Source organism: Devosia beringensis, assembly GCF_014926585.1.
Classification (GTDB): Bacteria; Pseudomonadota; Alphaproteobacteria; order Rhizobiales; family Devosiaceae; genus Devosia; species Devosia beringensis.
Map to the genome: position 1 here is coordinate 3,621,208 of NZ_CP045422.1, position 19,977 is coordinate 3,641,184.

Genomic DNA, 19,977 nt, shown 5'->3' on the forward strand with positions numbered 1-19,977 from the left:
TCGGGCTGGAGCGGAGATCTGCCTCCCGTCTGCAACGCGGCCCCTTTTAGGAATAGACAATGCGTACGGAAATCGAAAAGACCGTCGCCGGAATCGAGCAGGTTTTGACCCTGCTGAGGAGGCATCTTTGACTGGGATACTGCAGAACTCCGCCTCGACGCGCTGACGGCGCAAACTGAATCCCCCGATTTCTGGAATGATCCGGAAAAGGCCCGCACCACCATGCGCGAGCGCGACGAGCTCGACGTGGCGGTCAAATCCGTGCGCGAGCTCGAAGCGGGCATCCGCGACAATGTCGAACTGATCGAGATGGGCGAAGCCGAAGGCGACGCCGAGATCGTCAAGGATGCCGAGGACGCGCTGCTCGAGCTGCGGCAGGTGGCCAAGCGCCGCCAGATCGAGACGCTGCTCTCGGGCGAAGTCGATGCCAACGATGCCTATGTGGAAATCCACTCGGGCGCCGGCGGCACCGAAAGCCAGGATTGGGCCAACATGCTGCTGCGCATGTATACCCGCTGGGCCGAGCGCCGGAAGATGAAGGTCGAAGTGCTCGAAATGCACGACGGCGAAGAGGCCGGTATCAAGTCGGCCACCATCAAGGTGTCCGGCCACAATGCCTATGGCTGGCTCAAGACCGAAAGCGGCGTGCATCGCCTGGTGCGCATCAGCCCCTACGATTCGGCGGCGCGACGGCATACGAGCTTTTCGAGCTGCTGGGTTTACCCTGTCGTGGACGATTCCATCGACATCGAAATCCGCGAAGCCGACCTCAAGGTCGATACCTATCGCGCCTCGGGTGCCGGCGGACAGCACGTCAACACCACCGACTCGGCGATCCGCATCACCCACGTGCCCTCCGGTATTATCGTCGCCTGCCAGCAGGAGCGCAGCCAGCACAAGAACCGGGCCACGGCCATGGCGATGCTGAAGTCGCGGCTCTACGAGGCCGAGCTGCAGAAGCGTGAAGAAGAAGCCAATGCGCAGGCGGCCAGCAAGACCGATATCGGCTGGGGCCACCAGATCCGCTCTTACGTGCTGCAGCCCTATCAGATGGTCAAGGATCTGCGCACGAGCGTCGAAAGCGGCCAGCCGGCTTTGGTGCTGGATGGCGACCTGGACGCGTTCATGGAAGCGGCCCTGGCGCAGCGCGTTGGCGTCGCCACCGATGTGAGCAGCGACTAGGGTGGTATCAGCCGTTTAGCTTCGCTCCCGCAAAGCCTGGCCGGCCTTGACCCAGGTCAAGGCGGTCGCTGGCACTGCATGGCATCTGTGTGGGGGCAAGGGATGACCTTGCCCCCACACAGGAGAGAGCAGTGGCCAATATGATGAAGGCGGCGGTCGTCCGCGAATTCGGCAAGCCCTTGTCAATCGAGATGGTGCCGGTGCCGGTGCCCGGGCCCGGCGAAGTGCTGGTCAAGGTCGTGGCTTGCGGGGTGTGCCATACCGATCTGCACGCGGCCGATGGCGACTGGCCGGTCAAGCCGACCCTTCCATTCATTCCCGGACATGAAGTGGCCGGCACCGTGGTGGCGCTCGGCGATGGCGTCAGCAATGTCAAAATCGGTGATGCGGTCGGCGTGGCGTGGCTGCACGATGCCTGCCAGTCCTGCGAATATTGCGAGACCGGCTGGGAAACGCTGTGCGAGCACCAGCACAATACCGGCTATGGCGTGGATGGCGGCTTTGCCGAATATGTTATCGCCTCGGCGGCCTTTGTCGCCCGCCTGCCGGCCGATGTCGATTTCGCGCAGATCGCACCCATCCTGTGCGCCGGCGTGACGACCTATAAGGGACTGCTGGAGACTGAAGTGCGCGCCGGGGAATGGGTCGCGATTTTCGGTATTGGCGGGCTGGGTCACGTCGCGGTGCAATATGCGGTGGCCATGGGCGTACATGTGGTTGCCATCGACATCGCGCCCGAAAAGCTGGCGCTGGCCACGGCCTCGGGTGCCGAGCTGGCGGTCGATGCGCGGGACGCCGATGCCGTGCAACGCATTCTGGACGCCACGGGCGGTGGCGCGCATGGCGTGCTGGTGACGGCGGTATCACCGCCGGCCTTTTCCCAGGCACTCAAAGTGGTGCGTCGCAAGGGCACGGTGGCCCTGGTGGGACTGCCCCCGGGCGAGTTCCCGACGCCGATTTTCGATGTGGTGCTGAAGCGGCTGACCGTGCGCGGATCGATCGTGGGGACGCGGCGCGATCTTGACGAGGCCATCAGCTTTGCCAACGAGGGCAAGGTGCATGCCGAGATCACCAGGGTGCCGCTCGAGCAGATCAATAAGGTGTTTGCCGATCTCAAGGCTGGCCGGGTCGATGGCCGCATGGTCATCGACTTTACCGACCATTCCGGCGAGGTGGCCTGACCCACAATGGTGGCGGCCAGCGGTCACACAGGGTGATCGCTGGCTGCGTCTTCTAGCTCAGCAGGGCGCGCAGCCGCGTGCCGGCATCGAGGAAAGCCTTGGGGTTGATGGCGCTGTCGCCCTTGCGCACTTCAAAATGCAGATGCGGGCCGGTGGAGCGGCCGGTGGAGCCGACCTTGGCGATGGGCGTGCCGGTATGCACGCGCTGGCCCTCATGGCTGAGAAAACCCGAGAGATGGCCATAGCGGGTGACGAGGCCGTCGTCATGGGTGACCTCGACCATCTGGCCATAGCCTGAACTGGTGCCGACAAAGGTGACCGTACCAGCGCCGGCGCTGAGCACCGTCGTGCCGGTGACGGCGGCAAAGTCGAGCCCGGCGTGAAAGGCACGGCTGCCGGTGAAGGGATCGGTGCGGTTGCCGAAGCCGGAACTGCGGCGGAAATTGCCGCTTATCGGCATGTGCACCGGCGCGCCGTCTATGCTGTCGCGCGCCGCCTTGTAGCGCAGCAGCGCGTCCATGACCGCATTGGCATCGTCGACCATGGGCGCCGTATCGCCGCCCTCAAGGGCCGGCAGCAGCGGCCCGCCGACGCCATCTTCCGCGTCCGGCATTTCCACGGCAATGCCCAGATCGGCCAGTTCCCCGACAATGCTGTCGGTGCGGGCGATGGCGGTGGCGGCGATCGAGGTCATGGCGAACTGAGTTTCGTCCATCATCCGGGTCACGGCGGCGGCGGTATCGCCGATGTCCGGATTGCCGGTGCTGGTAGCGACAGGGGTAGCGGCCGGCGGCGCAACAGGCTCGGCCGGCTGGGACAGGGTGGCGGCCTCGATGCCGAGTTCATCGGCCTTGTCGACGAGCGCCCGCACCAGCTGGTGCTGTTCGAGCAGCACTTCCTGTTGCTGGGAGAGTTCCTGCAGCTGCAGGTTGATGTCGCCGGCCTGGGCATAGCTGCGCGACTGCAGCCGGTCGACCTCGACGCGCAGCTGGGCGATGCGGTCTTCATAGGCCTCGACCACCTGTTCGGTCTGGCCGTTGAGCAGGCGGGCAATGTCGGGCGAGAGCAGGAAGGCGGTACCCAGCAGGCCATTGCCGCCCAGCAGCAGGGTGAACATGGCGTAGAACAGCGCCGGATGAATGCCGTGCCGCGCCGGTTTGCTCGATGGGACACTGCCCTTGTCGGTCCGGCCGAAACTGGCTTGGTTACGCACGCGACTACCCCGTTACCCCACAAATATGGTGAGCCGATTATGACCTTGCGTGGTTAACAAAGCCTATTTTGGCGCGGCTTTACCGAGATGATCGCGCAGCGCCTCCAGCACCTTTTGCGCATGGCCGGCAATGCGCGTGGCCGGGATGATGGCGGCGATGGTGCCATCGGCGGCGATGATGAAGGTCGTGCGGATCAGGCCCAGAAAATCGCGGCCATAGAGCTTTTTGGGCTGCCACAGATCATAGGCATTGATGGCCAGGTGATCGGGGTCGGCGGCCAGGGGCACTTGCAGGCCATGCTTGCGGCGAAATTTTTCGTGCTTGGCCAGGCTGTCGGGGGAGATGCCGACGAGGCTGGCGCCCAGCGCAGCGAATTGCGGCGCGAGGCCGGAGAAATCACGGTTTTCGGTGGTGCAGCCGGCCGTGTCATCGGCCGGATAGAAGAACAGCACGACAGGCCTGCCGCGCTGGGCGCCCAGCACGAAATTTGTGCCATCATCGAGGGGCAGGGCGAAGTCTGGTGCTGCATCGCCGGGCTGTAATTTGGTCATGGATTTCCATATCGGGAACTGGGGGAAAAAGTGGGTGTCAGTGCCCTATTCCAGCCGGTATCATCGGGCATTAGAGCGCATCTGCGCCTGATTCCTTTGGGCGCCGGACGATATCGGCAGAGCTTCGTTCTGGATGCAAGTGAGCGCGTCAATCGGACCACGAGACACCTCGATCACTGCGCCGGTGCCGCGTCAGCGCCATCCCGCGCGCCATTCTGCCAAGATAGCCGTCTGGATGCTGGGCATTCCAGCCCTGCTGGTCGTGCTGCTTTACCTCGTGCTGCTCATTACCCCGATCCGCCTGCCCATGGGCAGTGAGGCGGCGCAGGCCGTTGCCCGCTCGGCACTGCCGCCCAGCAGCGCCCTGACACTGGGACCCATGGCGCTGACGCTGGAGAACGGCGTCTGGCCGGTCATCCAGTTCGCGCCCGTACTGCTGACCGACAGCAAGAGCGGCGCCAAGGTCGCCATCGACGCGCTGGAAGTGGGGTTTTCCCCGGTGCGGGCGCTGTTCGGGCAGCCGGGCGCCACGGTGACCATCGTCAAGCCGCATATCCAGATCGTGCAGGACCTGTTCGGGCCGAGGCTCAGCGATTTTGAGCTGATCGAGGACCCGGGCGGCGGGGCGCCCACCGTGCGGGTGCTGGAGGGCGAGGACGCTTTCCCCGCCGTCGACATCGGCGCCGCCGGTATTGACCTGAGTGCCTCGGCTGCGCCGGTGGCCATGCGTTCGGACAATGATTGGCTGATCTACAATCTGGAAGCCAGCGAACAGAGCATTGCCGACCTTGTCGAGCATGCGGCGCAGGGGCGGTTTTCGCGCCTGCGCATCCGCGGCGGCATCGTCGGCATGAACGACGTGGTCTATGGCCTTTATCGTCGCTTCGACAACATCAACCTCGATATCAGCCCTTCGGCCGATCTGCGGGATACGCATGGCACCTTCACGGCAACGCTGGGCGGTCGCACCATGGCCGGCAGCCTGTCGCGCACGCTTGACGATGAGGGCAATGCGCATATCGAGGCGGATGTGGCCAATATCGACTTCGCCGCCTTCCTGCCCTTTATCGATGATGCCGGCAGCATGGCGGCGCTGCGCGGGGCCGGGGCGCTGTCAATCGACGTCAATTTTGCCGCGACCGACAGCAAGCTCACCGACGGGCGCTTCAAGGTCGATCTGACCGGGCTCGATCTGCGCCTCGAGGATGCCTATTTCCCCATCGCCAGCTCGATCATGGATATCGACTGGACGCCCAGCACCGGCCAGTTCGCGCTGCGTGAAGCGGCACTGCAGATCGGCAAGAGTTCGGCCCGCCTGTCCGGTGTCTTCGCCATGGGGCTGGACCCGGTCTATGGGCCAACGCTGGGCATCGTGCTCAATGCCAAAAAAGTCGTGGTGCATCCCGCAGACATGGCGGCGCCGGCAGTGCCGTTTGATAGCCTCGAGTTTTCCGGCTGGTCGGCGCCGCTTTATGGCGCGCTGGGGATCGACCGGCTGGTGGTGCAAAAGGGCGATGCACGGGTCGAAACGGCCGGACGCGTCGACATGCTGCAGGCGGGGCTGGGGCTTGACCTGACGCTGGCGGGCCAGGGGATTAGTGCCGATGACATGAAGCGGCTGTGGCCCTATCTGATGGCCCCGGAAGCCCGGGACTGGGTGGTGGCCAACCTCACCGAGGGTACGATCACGCAGGCGCGCATGCAGTTCAAATTCCCGGTGGGATCGCTGGCCGATGAGGGGGCCCGCAAGCCGGTGCCGAAGGACGCCATCCAGATCGATCTGGTGGGGACCGGGGTGGCAGTCAAGCCGACCGCGACCATGGCGGCGATTGCCGTGGGCGGGGAGACGCGCTTGCAGATCGACGATACGGCGGTGACCATTTCAGCCGGTGGCGGGCGGTTGGCGACGGCTGCCGGGACCATCGTGGTGAGCAATCCGGCCGTGGTCATCGACAGCACCGATCCGTCCGACCGCATCATGGAAGTCTCCGGCGATATCAGCGGCCCGATTCCGGCTTTGCTCGACCTGGTGCGGACGCAGCAGCCGACGCTGCTGGACGACAATGCGCTGCCCATCGACGTGGCGGCATTGACCGGGGTGGTCGATACCGGGCTGGTAGCCACCATTCACCTGCCCGACGAAGATACCGGCAGGGCGATCCGCTTTGACTATGTGCTCAACGGCACCGTGGCCGATTTCGCCAGCACCAAGCCGATCGAGCAGCGCCGCATCGGCAATGGCCAGCTGGCCTTCAGCGCCTCCCAGGACGGCTATCAACTGGGCGGCACGGCCGAGATCGACGGCATCCCCGCCCAGGTCGAGATTGCCGGCACGCCCACGACCGATCCGGCTTTCCGCCTGTCTTCGACCGTGGATGTGGCCGAACTGGCCAAGATGGGCTTTGATGCTTCGGCGTTTCTGTCGGGCAGCGTGCGCTTCGTGGCCCAGCCCCAGGCCGGTGGCGCGCTCAAGGTGGCGGTGGACCTGCAGGACGCGGCGCTCAATATCCAGGATCTGGGGATTAGCAAGGCGGCGGGTACGGCCGGCCTGGTCAGCGCCACGCTGCAGCAGGACGGCGAGCTGTCGCAACTGAGCGATATCGACCTGGCCTTCGGCACCGTACGGGCGCAGGGCGCCATCGCCTATCACGCCACCGACGGGCTGGTTTCGGCCAGTTTCAGCCAGCTGGCCCTCAGCGAAGGCGACAGCGCGCAGCTCGATCTCAAGCCGATCGATGGCGGCTATGGCGTGCAGGTGCGCGGGGCGCAGCTCGACCTCAAGCCGATGCTCAAGCGCTTCTTCAGCCTCAATGAGGGCACCGGTGGGGTCAAGACCAGCCAGGCCATGCAGACGCTGGCGCTCGACATCAAGCTGGAGCGGGCGCTGGGCTTTTACGCCACCACCGTGTTCAACCTCGATCTGGCCCTGGGCTTGGGCGGCGGCGAAGTGCGCGAGGCCAGCATTGCCGGGCAGTTCAGCGACGGCAATGGGTTGTCGGTGACGAGCAATCCGGCGCCGGATGGCCGTACCATGTCGGTGGCCTTCAACGATGCTGGCACCATCCTGCGTTTTCTCGGGGTCTATTCACAGCTGGCCGGCGGCTCGGGCAATCTGGTGTTGACCACCGACCGGGAGCGCGATGTCGAAACCGGGCAGCTGGTGATGCGCGACTTTGCCATTGTCGACGAGTCCAATGTCGCCCAGGTGCTCGGCAATCATTCGGATTCGCGCTCCGCAATTGCCCAGCAGAACCGGCTCGATTTCGACGTGGCCGAGGTCGATTTCCTGCGCCGTTCCGACCGGGTCGAGGTCAACAATGCGCTGGTCACCGGCGCCACGGTCGGCGGCACGATGCGGGGCTTCATCTATACCACCAGCCGGCAATATGACCTGACGGGCACCTATGTGCCGCTGTTCGGCATCAACAGCGTGTTCCAGAAGATACCGCTGCTCGGGCCGCTGCTGGGCGGACGGGACGGCGAGGGTCTGGTGGGCGTGACCTTTGCCGTGCAGGGCTCGCTGGACAGGCCGGAATTCAAGATCAATCCGCTCTCGGCGCTAGTGCCCGGGGTGTTCCGCGAACTCTTCGAGTTCCGCGCCAAGGAACTGCCGCAGGCGCAATGAAAAAGGGCGCCGGTTGCCCCGGCGCCCTTGATATTCATAGGTCGGTGGCTGTTCAGACCGGCTTGAGCAGCGCGTGGCGCTTCTTGCCGACCGAGAGCTTGATGACGCCTTCGGGCAGCAGGGCATTGTCGCCAATGGCCAGCTTGTCGTCGTCGATCACGGCATCATTGACCCGCACGGCCCCCGACTGGATGTGCCGGCGTGCCTCGCCATTGGAACCGGCGAGACCCGCCGTGACCAGGGCCGCCAGGATGCCGATGCCATTGGCCAGTTCGGCATGGGTCACCGTGGCCGTGGGCAGCGACAGATCGATGGCGCCGGTCTCGAAAGTGGCGCGCGCGGTTTCGGCGGCTTCCTGGGCTGCCTCTATACCGCGGATCATGCCGGTCACTTCTGTCGCCAGGCGCTTCTTGGCCTCGTTGATGTCGCCCGCCACGATGCGAGCGATCTCTTCGAGCGGCAGCGTCGTGTAGAGCTTGAGGAAGCGCTCGACATCGGCGTCCTCGGTATTGCGCCAGTACTGCCAGAAGTCATAGGCCGAGAGCAGGTCGGCATTGAGCCAGATGGCGCCATTGAGCGACTTGCCCATCTTGGCGCCCGAGGACGTGGTCAGCAGCGGGCTGGTCAGGGCATAGAGCTGGGGCGTGCCGAGGCGATGACCCAGGTCGATGCCATTGACGATATTGCCCCACTGGTCCGAGCCGCCCATCTGCAGCCGCACGCCATAGCGGCGGTTGAGCTCGACGAAGTCATAGGCCTGCAGGATCATGTAATTGAATTCGAGAAAGCTCAGCGACTGTTCACGATCGAGCCGTTGCTTGACCGAGTCGAAGCTGAGCATGCGGTTGATCGAGAAGTGCTGGCCAACATCGCGCAGGAATTCGAGGTAGTTGAGCGGCATCAGCCACTCGGCATTGTTGAGCATCAGCGCGTCTTTGGGGCCACTGCCAAAGCTGAGGTAGTTGGAGAATACCTGCTTGATGCCGTCGATATTGGCCTGGATGGTGTCGGTCGTCATCAGTTTGCGGGCTTCGTCCTTGAAGGACGGGTCGCCCACCATGCCGGTGCCGCCGCCCATCAGGGCCACGGCGCGGTGGCCGGTCTTTTCCAGCCAGTGCAGCATCATGATCTGGATCAGGCTGCCGACATGGAGCGATGAAGCCGTGGGGTCAAAGCCGATATAGGCGGTGACGGTCTCGGTGGCGAAGAGGTTGTCCAGGCCCGTGTCATCGGAGGTCTGGTGGATGAAGCCGCGCTCGGCGAGCGTGCGGAGAAAGTCAGATTTGAACTGGGTCATGGGATGCGATCCGGGTAACGCTTGTGGTCTGGGGAGCGCCGCTCAGCGGCAGCTCCCCGGGGTTCGGATGATCGCAATAGTGCGCTCGAAGTTCAGCGCCCGCCGCCGTCGGCGATCTCCTGACGGCGACGGTCGAGATATTCGGCGCAGGCCGTGGTCAGTTCGTCGATCTTGCCCTCGAAGAAGTGGTTGGCGCCCTCGACGATCTGCTGCTCGATGGTGATGCCCTTTTGCGTCTTGAGCTTGTCGACCAGCTTCTGCACCGAGGCGGGCGGGGCCACGCGGTCCTTGTCGCCATGGATGATCAGGCCCGAGGACGGGCAGGGGGCCAGGAACGAGAAGTCATAGAGGTTTTCCGGCGGGGCGACGGAAATGAAGCCTTCCACCTCGGGGCGGCGCATCAGCAGCTGCATGCCGATCCAGGCGCCAAAGGAGAAGCCGGCAATCCAGCAGCCACGCGATTCGCGGTTGATGGTCTGCAGCCAGTCCAGCGCCGAAGCCGCATCGGAGAGTTCGCCGATGCCATGATCGAACATGCCCTGCGAACGACCCACACCACGCGAGTTGAACCGCAGCACGGCAAAACCGCGCTCCACAAACATGTAGAACAGGTTGTAGATGATCTGGTTGTTCATCGTCCCGCCGAACTGCGGGTGGGGATGAAGCAGGATGGCGATCGGAGCATTGGGCTCCCTGCCGGGCTGATAGCGGCCTTCCAGACGACCCTCAGGTCCGTTGAAAATCACTTCTGGCATGGTCTTACTTCTTCCGGCCGTTGTGGCTCTGTTCGTGTGCGTCTGCGATGTCCGGGTAGCGGCCAGCGGCTTGACTATGCCAGCCCGGCTCCCTAAAACATGGGTCGCAAAATCTAGTTTAGAATTGTTCGAAACTCGGGTTTTTGGCCTAGTACGGCCTGCAAGTGCGCCCCTTGTAATGAAGTTGGGCGGCAAATTTCAAGAAGTGTTTGAAAGCAGGGGTGCCAAGCGCCCTGGCACAGGCATGGAAGGTATGACCGGCGCGCAGGCGCCCAACGGGAATCCGATGACCAGACCGGCGATCTATCTTGATCATAATGCCGCGTCCCCGCTTCTTCCCGAAGCGCGGTCGGCGCTGCTGGCTGCGCTGGATCTGGTGGGCAATCCCTCATCGGTACATGGCCATGGCCGTGCCCTGCGCAATCTGATCGACACCGCCCGCGGGCAGGTTGCCGCACTGGCGGGGGCCGAGCGCAAGCAGGTCGTCTTTACGGGGTCAGCCACCGAAGCGATCACGCAGGCCATTGTCGGCGGCGCCAGGAGCTTTGCCGCCAGCGCCATTGTCATCAGTGCCGGCGAGCATGCTGCCGTCGGCAAGGCGGCCGAGGCGACCGGCTTACCGGTGATCACGATTAGCCTGCTGCCCGATGGCTGCATTGATCTGGATCAACTGGCTGACGTGTTGGCCGATGCCGAGGGCAACCTCCTGGTGGCGCTGCACTGGGTCAACAACGAGACCGGCGTGGTCCAGCCGATGGCGCGCATCAATGCGCTGGTGGGCCCGACGCGTCACACACTGTTTATCGATGCCGTGCAGGCGCTGGGCAAGCTACCCCTCGATTTTGCCGCCTCCGCACCCGATATGATGGCCATCAGTGGCCACAAGATCGGCGCGCCGGCCGGCATTGGCGCACTGCTGGTCAAGGCACATGCCGACTTGGTCCGGCTCATTCCCGGTGGCGGGCAGGAGCAGGGTCGGCGCGGCGGTACCGAAGCGGCAGCCCTGATTGCCGGCTTTGGTGCGGCAGCGGCGGCTTTTGCCGGGCACTATGAATCGGCCGATGTGGCCGCGCTGACGGCCCGGCTCGAGGCGGCTCTGCCCGGCGAGGCCGTGATATTCGGCGGGGCGCGGCTGGGCAATGTGATCAACTTTGCCGTGCCGGGCGTAAAAAGCGCGACGGCGATGATGGCACTGGACCTGATGGGCCTGTCGGTCTCGTCGGGCTCGGCCTGCTCGTCGGGCAAGGTTGGCCCCAGCCATGTGCTGGCGGCGATGGGCGTGGCGCCGGAACTGGCCGAGTGCGCCCTGCGCGTCAGCCTGGGCTGGACTTCCACGGCGGCGGACGTTGACGCGTTCGTTGCCGGTTACCAATCGATCCTGGAGCGCCAGCGGGCGCGGCAGGGGCAGGCGGCCTAGGCCGCAAGAGTTTTAGACGGTTCGCGGCGACCTTGAATCGCCGAGGAGCAATTAGGAGAAGCCGACATGGCGGACTACGACCATATCCCGACGCTCAAGGAAAACATTGATCGCGCTACCGTGGATTCGGTGCTGTCGCTTGACGTGGACAAGTACAAATACGGCTTCGAAACCGATATCGAATCCGACATGGCCCCCAAGGGCCTGAGCGAGGACACGGTCCGCTTCATCTCCGCCAAGAAGAACGAGCCCGCCTGGATGCTGGAATGGCGCCTCGAGGCCTATAAGCGCTTCCTGACCCTGACCGAGCCCACCTGGGCCAAAGTGCACTATCCGCAGATCGACCTGCAGGACATGTATTATTACGCCGCGCCCAAATCGACGCCGGCGCCGACCAGCCTCGACGAGGTCGATCCGGCTTTGCTCGAAATGTATGAAAAGCTGGGCATCCCGCTCAAGGAGCGCGAGATCCTGGCCGGCGTCGAGCGCCCCAATGTGGCGGTCGATGCGGTGATGGATTCCGTTTCGGTGGTGACCACGTTCCGCGAAGAGCTGAGCAAGGTGGGCATCATCTTCTGCTCGATCTCGGAAGCCATCCGCGAATATCCCGAGCTGATCCAGAAGTACCTGGCCTCGGTGGTGCCGGTTTCGGACAATTACTACGCCACGCTCAACAGCGCCGTCTTCACCGATGGCTCGTTTGTCTACATTCCCAAGGGCGTGCGCTGCCCGATGGAGCTGAGCACCTATTTCCGCATCAACGAGAAGAAGACCGGCCAGTTTGAGCGCACGCTGATCATTGCCGAGGCCGACAGCTATGTCAGCTATCTCGAGGGCTGCACTGCGCCGATGCGCGCCGAAAGCCAGCTGCATGCGGCCGTGGTCGAACTGGTGGCGATGGACAATGCCGAGATCAAGTATTCCACCGTCCAGAACTGGTACCCGGGCGACAAGGAAGGCAAGGGCGGCATCTACAATTTCGTCACCAAGCGGGGCGACTGCCGTGGCGCCAATTCCAAGATCTCATGGACCCAGGTGGAAACCGGTTCGGCCATTACCTGGAAATATCCGAGCTGCATCCTGCGCGGCGACGGTTCGCGCGGCGAGTTCTACTCGATCGCCATCTCGAACGGCTACCAGCAGGTCGATAGCGGCACCAAGATGATCCATCTGGGCAAGAACACGTCCAGCCGCATCATTTCCAAGGGAATTGCGGCCGGCTTTTCCGACAATACCTATCGCGGCCAGGTATCGGCTCACGCCAAGGCCAAGAATGCGCGCAATTTCACGCAGTGCGACAGCCTTCTCATCGGCGACCGCTGCGGCGCCCATACGGTGCCCTATATCGAGAGCCGCAATAGTACCGCGGTGTTCGAGCATGAGGCGACCACGTCCAAGATCTCGGACGACCAGATGTTTTACTGCCAGCAGCGCGGCCTCAATGAGGAGGAAGCGGTGGCGCTGATCGTCAACGGTTTCGTCCGCGATGTGCTGCAGCACCTGCCGATGGAATTCATGGTCGAGACGCAGAAGCTGATCGCGATCAGCCTTGAAGGCAGCGTGGGATGAGTGAATCCAGCATCCAGACCGTGGTCAGGGTGGCCGAGCTGTCGCTCAAGCGCCGCGACATGGCACCCGGCATTGGCTCGGATTTCACCAACATTTCCAAGCCCATGGGACTGACCCAACTGGGAGCCAGCTATTTTGCGGTCAAGCCTGGCGAGTCGGCGTTTCCGCTGCATGTCCACTACCAGGAAGATGAGATCATCATCATCCTGTCGGGCACGGGTACCTACCGCTTTGGTGGCGAGAGCCACGCCGTCAAGGCAGGGGATACGCTGTCGGCTCCGGCCGGTCGGACCGAACTGGCGCACCAATTGACCAATTCGGGGACCGAGACGCTGACCTATATCTGCGTTTCGAGCCTGCCCGAGATCAATGTGGTGGAACTCCCCGAACTGGGTGTTGTGCGCATCCACAGCCGAAAACCGGGCGGCCCGGCGTCGATGGAGCTCAAAATGCCCGTCGCCGCAGACAAATAATTCGGGCTCAGGCCCAGACGTAATTGGGGGCTTTGCCCCACAAAATGACGGCGATGATGCCGGGAAGAGCTGACATGACCACCCCAATCCTTGAAATCCGCAACCTGCATGCCCGAATCGAAGATCGCGACATCCTCAAGGGCGTGAACCTGATCATTCCGCCCGGCGAAGTGCATGCCGTGATGGGCCGCAATGGCTCGGGCAAGTCGACGCTGAGCTATGTGCTGGCTGGCAAGGAAGACTACGAGATCACCGAGGGCGAAGTGCTGCTCGACGGGCAGAACCTGCTCGAGATGGATCCGTCCGAGCGCGCCTCGGCCGGCCTGTTCCTGGCCTTCCAGTACCCGATCGAAATCCCCGGCGTCGCCACCATGACCTTCCTCAAGGCGGCGATGAATGCCCAGCGCAAGGCGCGCGGCGAGGCCGAGATGACCACGCCGGACTTCATGCGCGCGGTCAAGACCGCCGGTACCGAGCTCAACGTGGATACCGACATGCTCAAGCGCCCGCTCAATGTCGGCTTCTCCGGCGGCGAGAAGAAGCGCGCCGAAGTGCTGCAGATGGCGCTGCTGCAGCCCAAGATGTGCATCCTCGACGAGACCGATTCCGGCCTCGATATCGATGCGCTGCAGGTGGTGTCCAAGGGCGTCAACGGCTTGCGGGCGGCCAATCGCTCCATGCTGGTGATCACGCATTACCAGCGCCTGCTCAACCATATCGTGCCCGATGTGGTGCATGTGTTCAGCGATGGCCGGATCGTGGAAAGCGGCGACAAGGACCTGGCGCTGCAGCTCGAAGCCAAGGGCTATGCCGACTTCGACGGCGCGGCGGCCTGATCATGGCACAGTCAATGCCCATCCGGCTCGGCGCGGCCGAAGCCACCCTGATTGCCCAGCTCACCAGCGTCGGTGCCACCGCTGAAGCCGAACGGCTCAGCATTGCCGGCCTGCCGACGCGTCGCGTCGAGAGCTACCACTATACCGACCTCAAGAGCCTGCTGAAGGCCGTGCCGCCGCTCGGCGTGGCGGCCAATGCCGCCAGTGCCCCGGCTCTGCGCGTCGCCGGCGCCTATCAGCTGATGATCGCCAATGGCGTCATCCAGTCCTCGACCACGGCACCGGCCGGCGTCATCGTCGGCAAGGCCGAGGGCGGGGCACTGAGCACGCGCGACGACGTGCTGGTGCACCTCAATGGCGCGCTGGCCAAGGAAAGCCTCAGTCTGACGCTCGAAAGCAGCGTTGATCCGGTGATCCAGATCGACCGCCGCATCGAGGGCGAGGCGGCCCATGTTGCCGATTCGCTCAAGATCTTCGTGGCCGACAATGCTTCGGCCGTGATCCTCGAGACCTTTTCGGGCTCCGACGCCGCCCATGTCGGCAATCACGCCACCTATCTCGCCGTCGGCAAGAATGCGGTGGTGACCCATATCACCGTCGATCTGTCCGCCCGGGCGGTGAGCCACTTTGCCACCAATGAATATCAGCTGGCTGATGGCGCCAAGCTGCGCACGGTCACAATCCATGCCGGCGCGGCCCTGTCGCGCAGCCAGGTCTTTGCCCGCTTTGTCGGGCCGGGCGCGCATGGCGACTTTACCGGGCTCAACCTGGTGGCCGATGGCCAGCACAATGACATCACCATCGATATCCGCCACGGCGTGGCCCACACCACCAGCCAGGAAATGTACAAGCAGATCGCCCGTGGGCGATCCAAGGCGGTGTTCCAAGGCAAGATCGTGGTGGAGCGCGACGCCCAGAAGGTCGATGCCAAGATGATGATGCAGGGGTTGATGCTCTCGGACGAAGCCGAGATCCTCAGCAAGCCCGAGCTCGAAATCTATGCCGACGACGTCGTCTGCGGCCATGGCTCGACCTGCGGCGAACTCGACGCCGATTCCATGTTCTATCTGATGAGTCGGGGCATCACCAAAGCCGAGGCCGAGACCATGCTGGTGCGCGGCTTCATCGCCGAAGTGCTCGACCCGATCGAAGATGCCGCCCTCAACGAGGCCCTCAACGGCGTCGTCGACGGCTGGCTGCTGGAGGCCTGATGGCATTCAACCTCGACTCCGTCCGGGCCGATTTCCCGATCCTGGGCGAGCAGATCCACGGCAAAAGGCTGGTCTATCTGGACAGCGGTGCCTCGGCGCAGAAGCCGGTGCAGGTGCTCGAGCGGATGGACCATGCCTTCCGGCACGAATATGCCAATGTCCACCGGGGGCTGCATACCTTGGCCAATCGGGCGACGGAGGCCTATGAGGGCGGCCGCGAGGCCACCCGCGCCTTCCTCAATGCCGGCCGGGTGGAAGAGATCATCTTTACCAAGTCGGCGACTGAGGCGATCAACCTGGTCGCGTCGTCCTTTGCCGGGCCGCGGATCGGGGAAGGCGATGAGATCGTCCTCACCATCATGGAGCATCACTCCAATATCGTGCCCTGGCACTTCCTGCGCGAACGCCAGGGGGCGGTGCTCAACTGGGTGGATGTGCGCGACGATGGCAGCTTTGACATCGACGCCTTTGAAGCGGCACTGACCGATCGCACCCGTATGGTTGCGGTTACCCATATGTCCAACGTCCTGGGCACGGTCACCCCGATCAAGCAGATCATCGAGATCGCCCATGCGCGTGGCATTGCGGTGCTGATCGATGGCAGCCAGGGCGCCGTGCATGGCAAGGTGGACGTTCAGGATCTGGACGCCGACTTCTATGTCATGACCGGCCACAAGCTCTACGGCCCCACCGGCATTGGCGTGCTCTACGGCAAGTATGATCTCCTCGCCGAGATGCAGCCCTATCAGGGCGGTGGCGAGATGATCGACACGGTCGCGCTTGAGGGCGTGACCTATAACGAGCCCCCGCACCGCTTCGAGGCGGGCACGCCGCCGATCGTGCAGGCCATCGGCCTGGGCGCGGCGCTCAACTACATCACCGCGCTCGGCCAGGAAGACATCGCCGTCCATGAGGCCGAGATCGCCGCCTATGCGACCGAACGCCTGACCCGGATCAACAAGCTGCGCATGATCGGCACGGCGCCGGGCAAGGGAGGCATTTTCTCCTTCGAGATCGAGGGGGCGCATGCCCACGACGTGTCGACGATTCTCGATCGCTACGGCATTGCCGTGCGGGCCGGGACGCATTGCGCCCAGCCGCTGCTCAAACGCTTTGGTGTCAGCTCTACCTGCCGCGCCTCCTTCGCCCTATATAACGGCAAGGACGATGTGGACGTCTTGGTGGACGGCATTGAACGCGCCCTGACTTTTTTCGCGTAACGGCGAGGACCACACGATGACTGACGACGATATCAAGATCGACGAATCCAAGATTGCTCCCGCGCCGGCTTTGCCGGTGCCCGGCATCCAGCCCACCATTGGCGGCGACCTGCCGGAAGCCGAGGTGGAGCGCATTACCAGCGACCTGATCGGCGCGCTCAAGACCGTCTATGATCCGGAAATCCCGGTCGATATCTATGAGCTGGGCCTGATCTACAAGGTCGATCTCGATGATGACCGGAACCTCGTCATCGACATGACGCTGACCGCGCCGGGCTGCCCGGTGGCCGGCGAAATGCCCGGCTGGGTGGAAAATGCGGCGCGCAGCGTCGAGGGCATCCAGGACGTTACCGTCAACATGGTGTTCGATCCCCCTTGGGACGCCACGCGCATGAGCGAAGAAGCCCAGGTCGCGCTGAACTGGTGGTAATTTTCTGCGTTTGCGCCTATATATCGTGAAACGCCGATAGAAAGAATGTGCCCATGGCCTTCAAGATCATGTCGTTGAGCGATGCTGCTGCAGCCCGCATCAATGAAATCATCGAAGACAGCGACAAGCCGGTGATCGGCGTGCGCGTCGGCGTCAAGAATGCCGGCTGCGCGGGCATGGCCTATACGCTGGACTATGTCACCGAGCCGGTGGCCGGTGACGACCATGTCAGCGACAAGGGCGTCGAGGTCTATGTCGAGCCCAAGGCCACCATGTTCCTGCTCGGCACGGTGATGGACTATGCCGAATCCAAGATGAGTGCGGGCTTTACCTTCCGCAATCCCAACCAGACCGGGGAATGCGGCTGTGGCGAAAGCGTGCAGCTCAAGCCGGCCGATCTCAAGGCCATTGCCGAGGCGCGCGCCTCGGCCTGAGGCTGGTTGCACGACGGGGCGGTTTGGCCTAACAGGTCTGGGCATTCCGGCTCCAGCCTTTGAGACCGCCTCATGACCGCTCTGCCTGCGGGTTTTCTGCTCACTCCACCCTCCCACAAGCTGGTCGGCCGCGTGGCGCCGCCGGGCTCCAAATCCATTACCAACCGGGCCCTGCTGCTGGCCGCCCTGGCCAATGGCACCAGCCATCTGTCGGGCGCGCTGAAAAGCAAGGACACCGTGCTGATGGCGGCGGCCCTGCGCCAGATGGGCGTCACGGTCGACGAGCCGGACGCTACCAGCTTTGTTGTCACCAGCACCGGCACCTTGCTGTCCCCAGACGCGCCGCTCTTCCTGGGCAATGCCGGTACGGCGACGCGGTTTCTTACCGCTGCCGTGGCGACCGTAAACGGCACCGTCATCGTCGATGGCGATGAAGAGATGCGGGTGCGGCCGATCGGCCCGCTGGTCACGGCCCTGCAGTCCCTGGGCATTGACGCGACCAGCCCCACCGGCTGTCCGCCGGTGACCATTGTCGGCACCGGCAGCTTCGGCCAGGGCCGCGTGGAGATCGATGGCGGGCTTTCCAGCCAATATGTCTCGGCCTTGCTGATGGCGGCGCCTTTGGGCGAGGGGCCCATCGAGATTGCGCTGACCGGCAGGGATATCGGCGCGCGCGGCTATGTCGACCTCACCCTCTCGGCCATGCGCAGCTTTGGCGCCGTAGTCGAACAGGTCGATGCCGGCACCTGGCTGGTGCAGCCGACCGGCTATCAGGCTGCCGATCTGCTGATCGAGCCCGATGCCTCGGCGGCAACCTATCTGTGGGGCGCACAGGCGCTCACGGGTGGCCGGATCGATCTTGGGGTCGATGCGGATGCCTTTACCCAGCCAGACGCCGCCGCACAGGCCCTGATCGCCCAGTTTCCCGACATGCCGGCGGTGATCGACGGTTCGCAGATGCAGGATGCCGTGCCGACGCTGGCCGTGCTGGCGGCTTTCAACAATCATCCGGTGCGCTTTGTCGGCATTGCCAATCTGCGGGTCAAGGAAACCGACCGCATCCGTGCCGTGGCCAATGAGCTCAACCGCATCCTGCCGGGTCTCGGCACCGAAGAGGGTGACGACCTGCTGGTCGCCTCGGACCCGGCGCTGGCGGAAAAACTGGCCGGGCGCAACAGCCGGGTCAAGATCGAGACCTATCACGATCACCGCATCGCCATGAGCTTTGCCCTGGCCGGCCTGCGTCTGGAGAACATCGTCATTCTCGACCCTGCCTGCACCGGCAAGACCTATCCGGGCTATTGGGACATGCTGGCCGGTCTGGGCGTGGAACTGACGGCGGTTGACTAGAGCATTTCATCGTTTCGTTGAAACGGCTCAATAGCTCCAGTTCTTTGGTTTGTCGCGCTTTCGAACCGCAAAAGTGGAGCCACTTTTGCTGAAAACGCTCTAGGTCAGGCGGCCGTCGCGCCGGCGCGCTTGGCCGGCAGCAGGTCGTTGACCAGATCGTTTTCGTTGATCACGCGGTTGCGGCCGGCATGCTTGGCAGCATAGAGGCAGCGGTCGGCGCGCTCGATCAGCGAGGCTGCCGTGTCGGTTGACCCGAAGGCGGCGATGCCGAAGGATGCGGTGATGCGGCCCAGCTTCTCATTGGTCGAGCGCTTGAGCAGTTCCTTGGCCTGGATGGCCCGGCGGATATTCTCGGCGACGATGATGGCGCCTTCGATATCGGTATGGGGCAGGATGGCGACGAATTCCTCGCCACCATAGCGGGCCGCCAGATCCTTGCCCTTGATGTTGGATTTGAGCGTCATGGCGACGAGGCGCAGCACCTGGTCGCCGGTCTGGTGGCCATAGCTGTCGTTGAAATTCTTGAAGTTGTCGATATCGACCAGCATCAGCGAGAGTGGATCGCCATTGATGCTGGCTGCCGCAATGGCGGCTGCCAGGCCCTCATCAAAGCTCTTGCGGTTGGCAATCTTGGTCAGGGGATCGAGCAGGGATTCCCGGCGCACATCGTCCAGATCACGCTGCAAGGCGGCTATGTCGTCGCGTGAGGCCTGCAGCTTCTGTTCGAGCGAGCGGTTGGTGTCCTGCATCTGCCGCGTTTCAGCCAGCAGCTTGACCGACAGGGCCTTCATGGCGGCCGCCGAGATATCGCGGCTGAGATCGCCGCTGGCCGACTGCAGCGAGCCCGAATAGGCATTGGCTGTGGTCATGGCTGTGTCGATGGCATCGTGCACTGCGTCGATGCGGGCGTGCATGCGCTGGGAAACCGCCGTCATGCGATCATTGACGTCGGACTTCAGGAACTCGTTATAGAGCGCCTCGGCCACGCTTTCACTGGGCGAATCCCCGTTGCGAAACAGGGCGTTGATGCGGTTGTTCAGGCTTGGATTGACGCCTGTGGCATAGGTGTAGAGCAGTTCGTAGAACTGAGGATAGGCCGGGATACCGCTACGCTTGAGAAGGTCAAATGCCGCATTGGCATAGCCGAGCGCTCGTTTGAATTCCTGATCGGACACCGGTTCCCTCGTGCGCCACGACGGAGGGCGCCCCCGCGCCAACCGTCATTCCCCAAT

The 19,977-nt window shown here is 63.6% G+C and carries 17 protein-coding genes; 12 read left to right on the forward strand and 5 right to left on the reverse strand.

Going from position 1 to position 19,977, the window contains the following annotated elements; all coding sequences use genetic code 11:
- Positions 1–59: 59 nt before the first annotated feature.
- Both prfB and adhP read left to right on the forward strand, forming a co-directional pair.
- Positions 60–1,182, forward strand: a protein-coding gene (prfB, locus tag GDR53_RS17620) for a peptide chain release factor 2 (RefSeq protein WP_193335726.1) whose coding sequence is annotated in 2 segments (ribosomal slippage) — positions 60–128 and positions 130–1,182 — 1,122 coding nt in all. Because the reading frame shifts where the segments join, the coding sequence is not laid out codon by codon here.
- 140 nt (positions 1,183–1,322) lie between these two features.
- Positions 1,323–2,363, forward strand: a complete 1,041-nt coding sequence (adhP, locus tag GDR53_RS17625; protein ID WP_232846844.1) for an alcohol dehydrogenase AdhP — start codon at positions 1,323–1,325, stop codon at positions 2,361–2,363.
- Between the two features lie 52 nt (positions 2,364–2,415).
- Here the strand turns inward: adhP and GDR53_RS17630 are convergent, their stop codons facing one another.
- Positions 2,416–3,576: a M23 family metallopeptidase gene (locus tag GDR53_RS17630; RefSeq protein WP_193335727.1), complete on the reverse strand. Its 1,161-nt coding sequence runs from the start codon at positions 3,574–3,576 to the stop codon at positions 2,416–2,418.
- Positions 3,577–3,639: 63 nt separating this feature from the next.
- Positions 3,640–4,128, reverse strand: a complete 489-nt coding sequence (locus GDR53_RS17635; RefSeq protein WP_193335728.1) for a peroxiredoxin — start codon at positions 4,126–4,128, stop codon at positions 3,640–3,642.
- 235 nt (positions 4,129–4,363) lie between these two features.
- Between GDR53_RS17635 and GDR53_RS17640 the strand changes: the two genes are divergently transcribed.
- Entirely contained in the window at positions 4,364–7,753 is a 3,390-nt protein-coding gene (locus GDR53_RS17640; RefSeq protein ID WP_210321357.1) for an AsmA-like C-terminal domain-containing protein, read from the forward strand.
- 52 nt (positions 7,754–7,805) lie between these two features.
- Here the strand turns inward: GDR53_RS17640 and tyrS are convergent, their stop codons facing one another.
- The gene (gene tyrS, locus GDR53_RS17645; RefSeq protein ID WP_193335730.1) at positions 7,806–9,050 is read right to left on the reverse strand and encodes a tyrosine--tRNA ligase; all 1,245 of its coding nucleotides are present in this window, start codon (positions 9,048–9,050) and stop codon (positions 7,806–7,808) included.
- Positions 9,051–9,142: 92 nt separating this feature from the next.
- The gene (locus tag GDR53_RS17650; protein ID WP_193335731.1) at positions 9,143–9,805 is read right to left on the reverse strand and encodes an alpha/beta hydrolase; all 663 of its coding nucleotides are present in this window, start codon (positions 9,803–9,805) and stop codon (positions 9,143–9,145) included.
- Positions 9,806–10,091: 286 nt separating this feature from the next.
- Here GDR53_RS17650 and GDR53_RS17655 point away from each other — a divergent pair, with 286 nt between their 5' ends.
- The 9 genes from GDR53_RS17655 (at position 10,092) to aroA (ending at position 18,745) form a co-directional block, all read left to right on the forward strand.
- Positions 10,092–11,222, forward strand: a complete 1,131-nt coding sequence (locus GDR53_RS17655) for a cysteine desulfurase family protein (RefSeq protein WP_193335732.1) — start codon at positions 10,092–10,094, stop codon at positions 11,220–11,222.
- A gap of 66 nt (positions 11,223–11,288) precedes the next feature.
- A complete protein-coding gene (gene sufB / locus GDR53_RS17660; protein ID WP_193335733.1) occupies positions 11,289–12,791 on the forward strand; it encodes a Fe-S cluster assembly protein SufB in 1,503 nt (500 codons plus the stop codon).
- A complete protein-coding gene (locus GDR53_RS17665; RefSeq protein ID WP_193335734.1) occupies positions 12,788–13,264 on the forward strand; it encodes a cupin domain-containing protein in 477 nt (158 codons plus the stop codon). Before sufB ends, GDR53_RS17665 begins: the two co-directional genes overlap by 4 nt.
- Before the next feature lie 86 nt (positions 13,265–13,350).
- On the forward strand, positions 13,351–14,100 hold the full coding sequence (gene sufC, locus GDR53_RS17670) for a Fe-S cluster assembly ATPase SufC (protein WP_193338158.1): 750 nt from the start codon (positions 13,351–13,353) through the stop codon (positions 14,098–14,100).
- 2 nt (positions 14,101–14,102) lie between these two features.
- Positions 14,103–15,311, forward strand: a complete 1,209-nt coding sequence (gene sufD / locus GDR53_RS17675; RefSeq protein ID WP_193335735.1) for a Fe-S cluster assembly protein SufD — start codon at positions 14,103–14,105, stop codon at positions 15,309–15,311.
- On the forward strand, positions 15,311–16,531 hold the full coding sequence (locus GDR53_RS17680) for a cysteine desulfurase (protein ID WP_193335736.1): 1,221 nt from the start codon (positions 15,311–15,313) through the stop codon (positions 16,529–16,531). The genes sufD and GDR53_RS17680 overlap by 1 nt, the downstream gene beginning before the upstream one ends.
- 16 nt (positions 16,532–16,547) lie before the next feature.
- The gene (locus tag GDR53_RS17685; RefSeq protein ID WP_193335737.1) at positions 16,548–16,961 is read left to right on the forward strand and encodes an SUF system Fe-S cluster assembly protein; all 414 of its coding nucleotides are present in this window, start codon (positions 16,548–16,550) and stop codon (positions 16,959–16,961) included.
- 53 nt (positions 16,962–17,014) lie between these two features.
- Complete coding sequence (locus GDR53_RS17690; protein ID WP_193335738.1) at positions 17,015–17,395, forward strand: HesB/IscA family protein; 381 nt, start codon at positions 17,015–17,017, stop codon at positions 17,393–17,395.
- Between the two features lie 72 nt (positions 17,396–17,467).
- Complete coding sequence (gene aroA, locus GDR53_RS17695; RefSeq protein WP_193335739.1) at positions 17,468–18,745, forward strand: 3-phosphoshikimate 1-carboxyvinyltransferase; 1,278 nt, start codon at positions 17,468–17,470, stop codon at positions 18,743–18,745.
- 104 nt (positions 18,746–18,849) lie between these two features.
- Here aroA and GDR53_RS17700 read toward each other — a convergent pair whose 3' ends face one another.
- On the reverse strand, positions 18,850–19,920 hold the full coding sequence (locus tag GDR53_RS17700; protein ID WP_193335740.1) for a GGDEF domain-containing protein: 1,071 nt from the start codon (positions 19,918–19,920) through the stop codon (positions 18,850–18,852).
- Between the last annotated feature and the right edge of the window lie 57 nt (positions 19,921–19,977).

Excerpts from the sequence above, each read along its gene's own strand:
- GDR53_RS17650 (WP_193335731.1), bottom strand. The coding sequence starts at position 9,805 with ATGCCAGAAGTGATTTTCAACGGACCTGAGGGTCGTCTGGAAGGCCGC.
- GDR53_RS17655 (WP_193335732.1), top strand. The coding sequence starts at position 10,092 with ATGACCAGACCGGCGATCTATCTTGATCATAATGCCGCGTCCCCGCTT.
- aroA (WP_193335739.1), top strand. The coding sequence starts at position 17,468 with ATGACCGCTCTGCCTGCGGGTTTTCTGCTCACTCCACCCTCCCACAAG.
- GDR53_RS17640 (WP_210321357.1), top strand. The coding sequence starts at position 4,364 with ATGCTGGGCATTCCAGCCCTGCTGGTCGTGCTGCTTTACCTCGTGCTG.
- GDR53_RS17680 (WP_193335736.1), top strand. The coding sequence starts at position 15,311 with ATGGCATTCAACCTCGACTCCGTCCGGGCCGATTTCCCGATCCTGGGC.
- GDR53_RS17635 (WP_193335728.1), bottom strand. The coding sequence starts at position 4,128 with ATGACCAAATTACAGCCCGGCGATGCAGCACCAGACTTCGCCCTGCCC.
- GDR53_RS17690 (WP_193335738.1), top strand. The coding sequence starts at position 17,015 with ATGGCCTTCAAGATCATGTCGTTGAGCGATGCTGCTGCAGCCCGCATC.
- sufB (WP_193335733.1), top strand. The coding sequence starts at position 11,289 with ATGGCGGACTACGACCATATCCCGACGCTCAAGGAAAACATTGATCGC.
- tyrS (WP_193335730.1), bottom strand. The coding sequence starts at position 9,050 with ATGACCCAGTTCAAATCTGACTTTCTCCGCACGCTCGCCGAGCGCGGC.
- GDR53_RS17665 (WP_193335734.1), top strand. The coding sequence starts at position 12,788 with ATGAGTGAATCCAGCATCCAGACCGTGGTCAGGGTGGCCGAGCTGTCG.
- GDR53_RS17685 (WP_193335737.1), top strand. The coding sequence starts at position 16,548 with ATGACTGACGACGATATCAAGATCGACGAATCCAAGATTGCTCCCGCG.
- sufD (WP_193335735.1), top strand. The coding sequence starts at position 14,103 with ATGGCACAGTCAATGCCCATCCGGCTCGGCGCGGCCGAAGCCACCCTG.
- adhP (WP_232846844.1), top strand. The coding sequence starts at position 1,323 with ATGATGAAGGCGGCGGTCGTCCGCGAATTCGGCAAGCCCTTGTCAATC.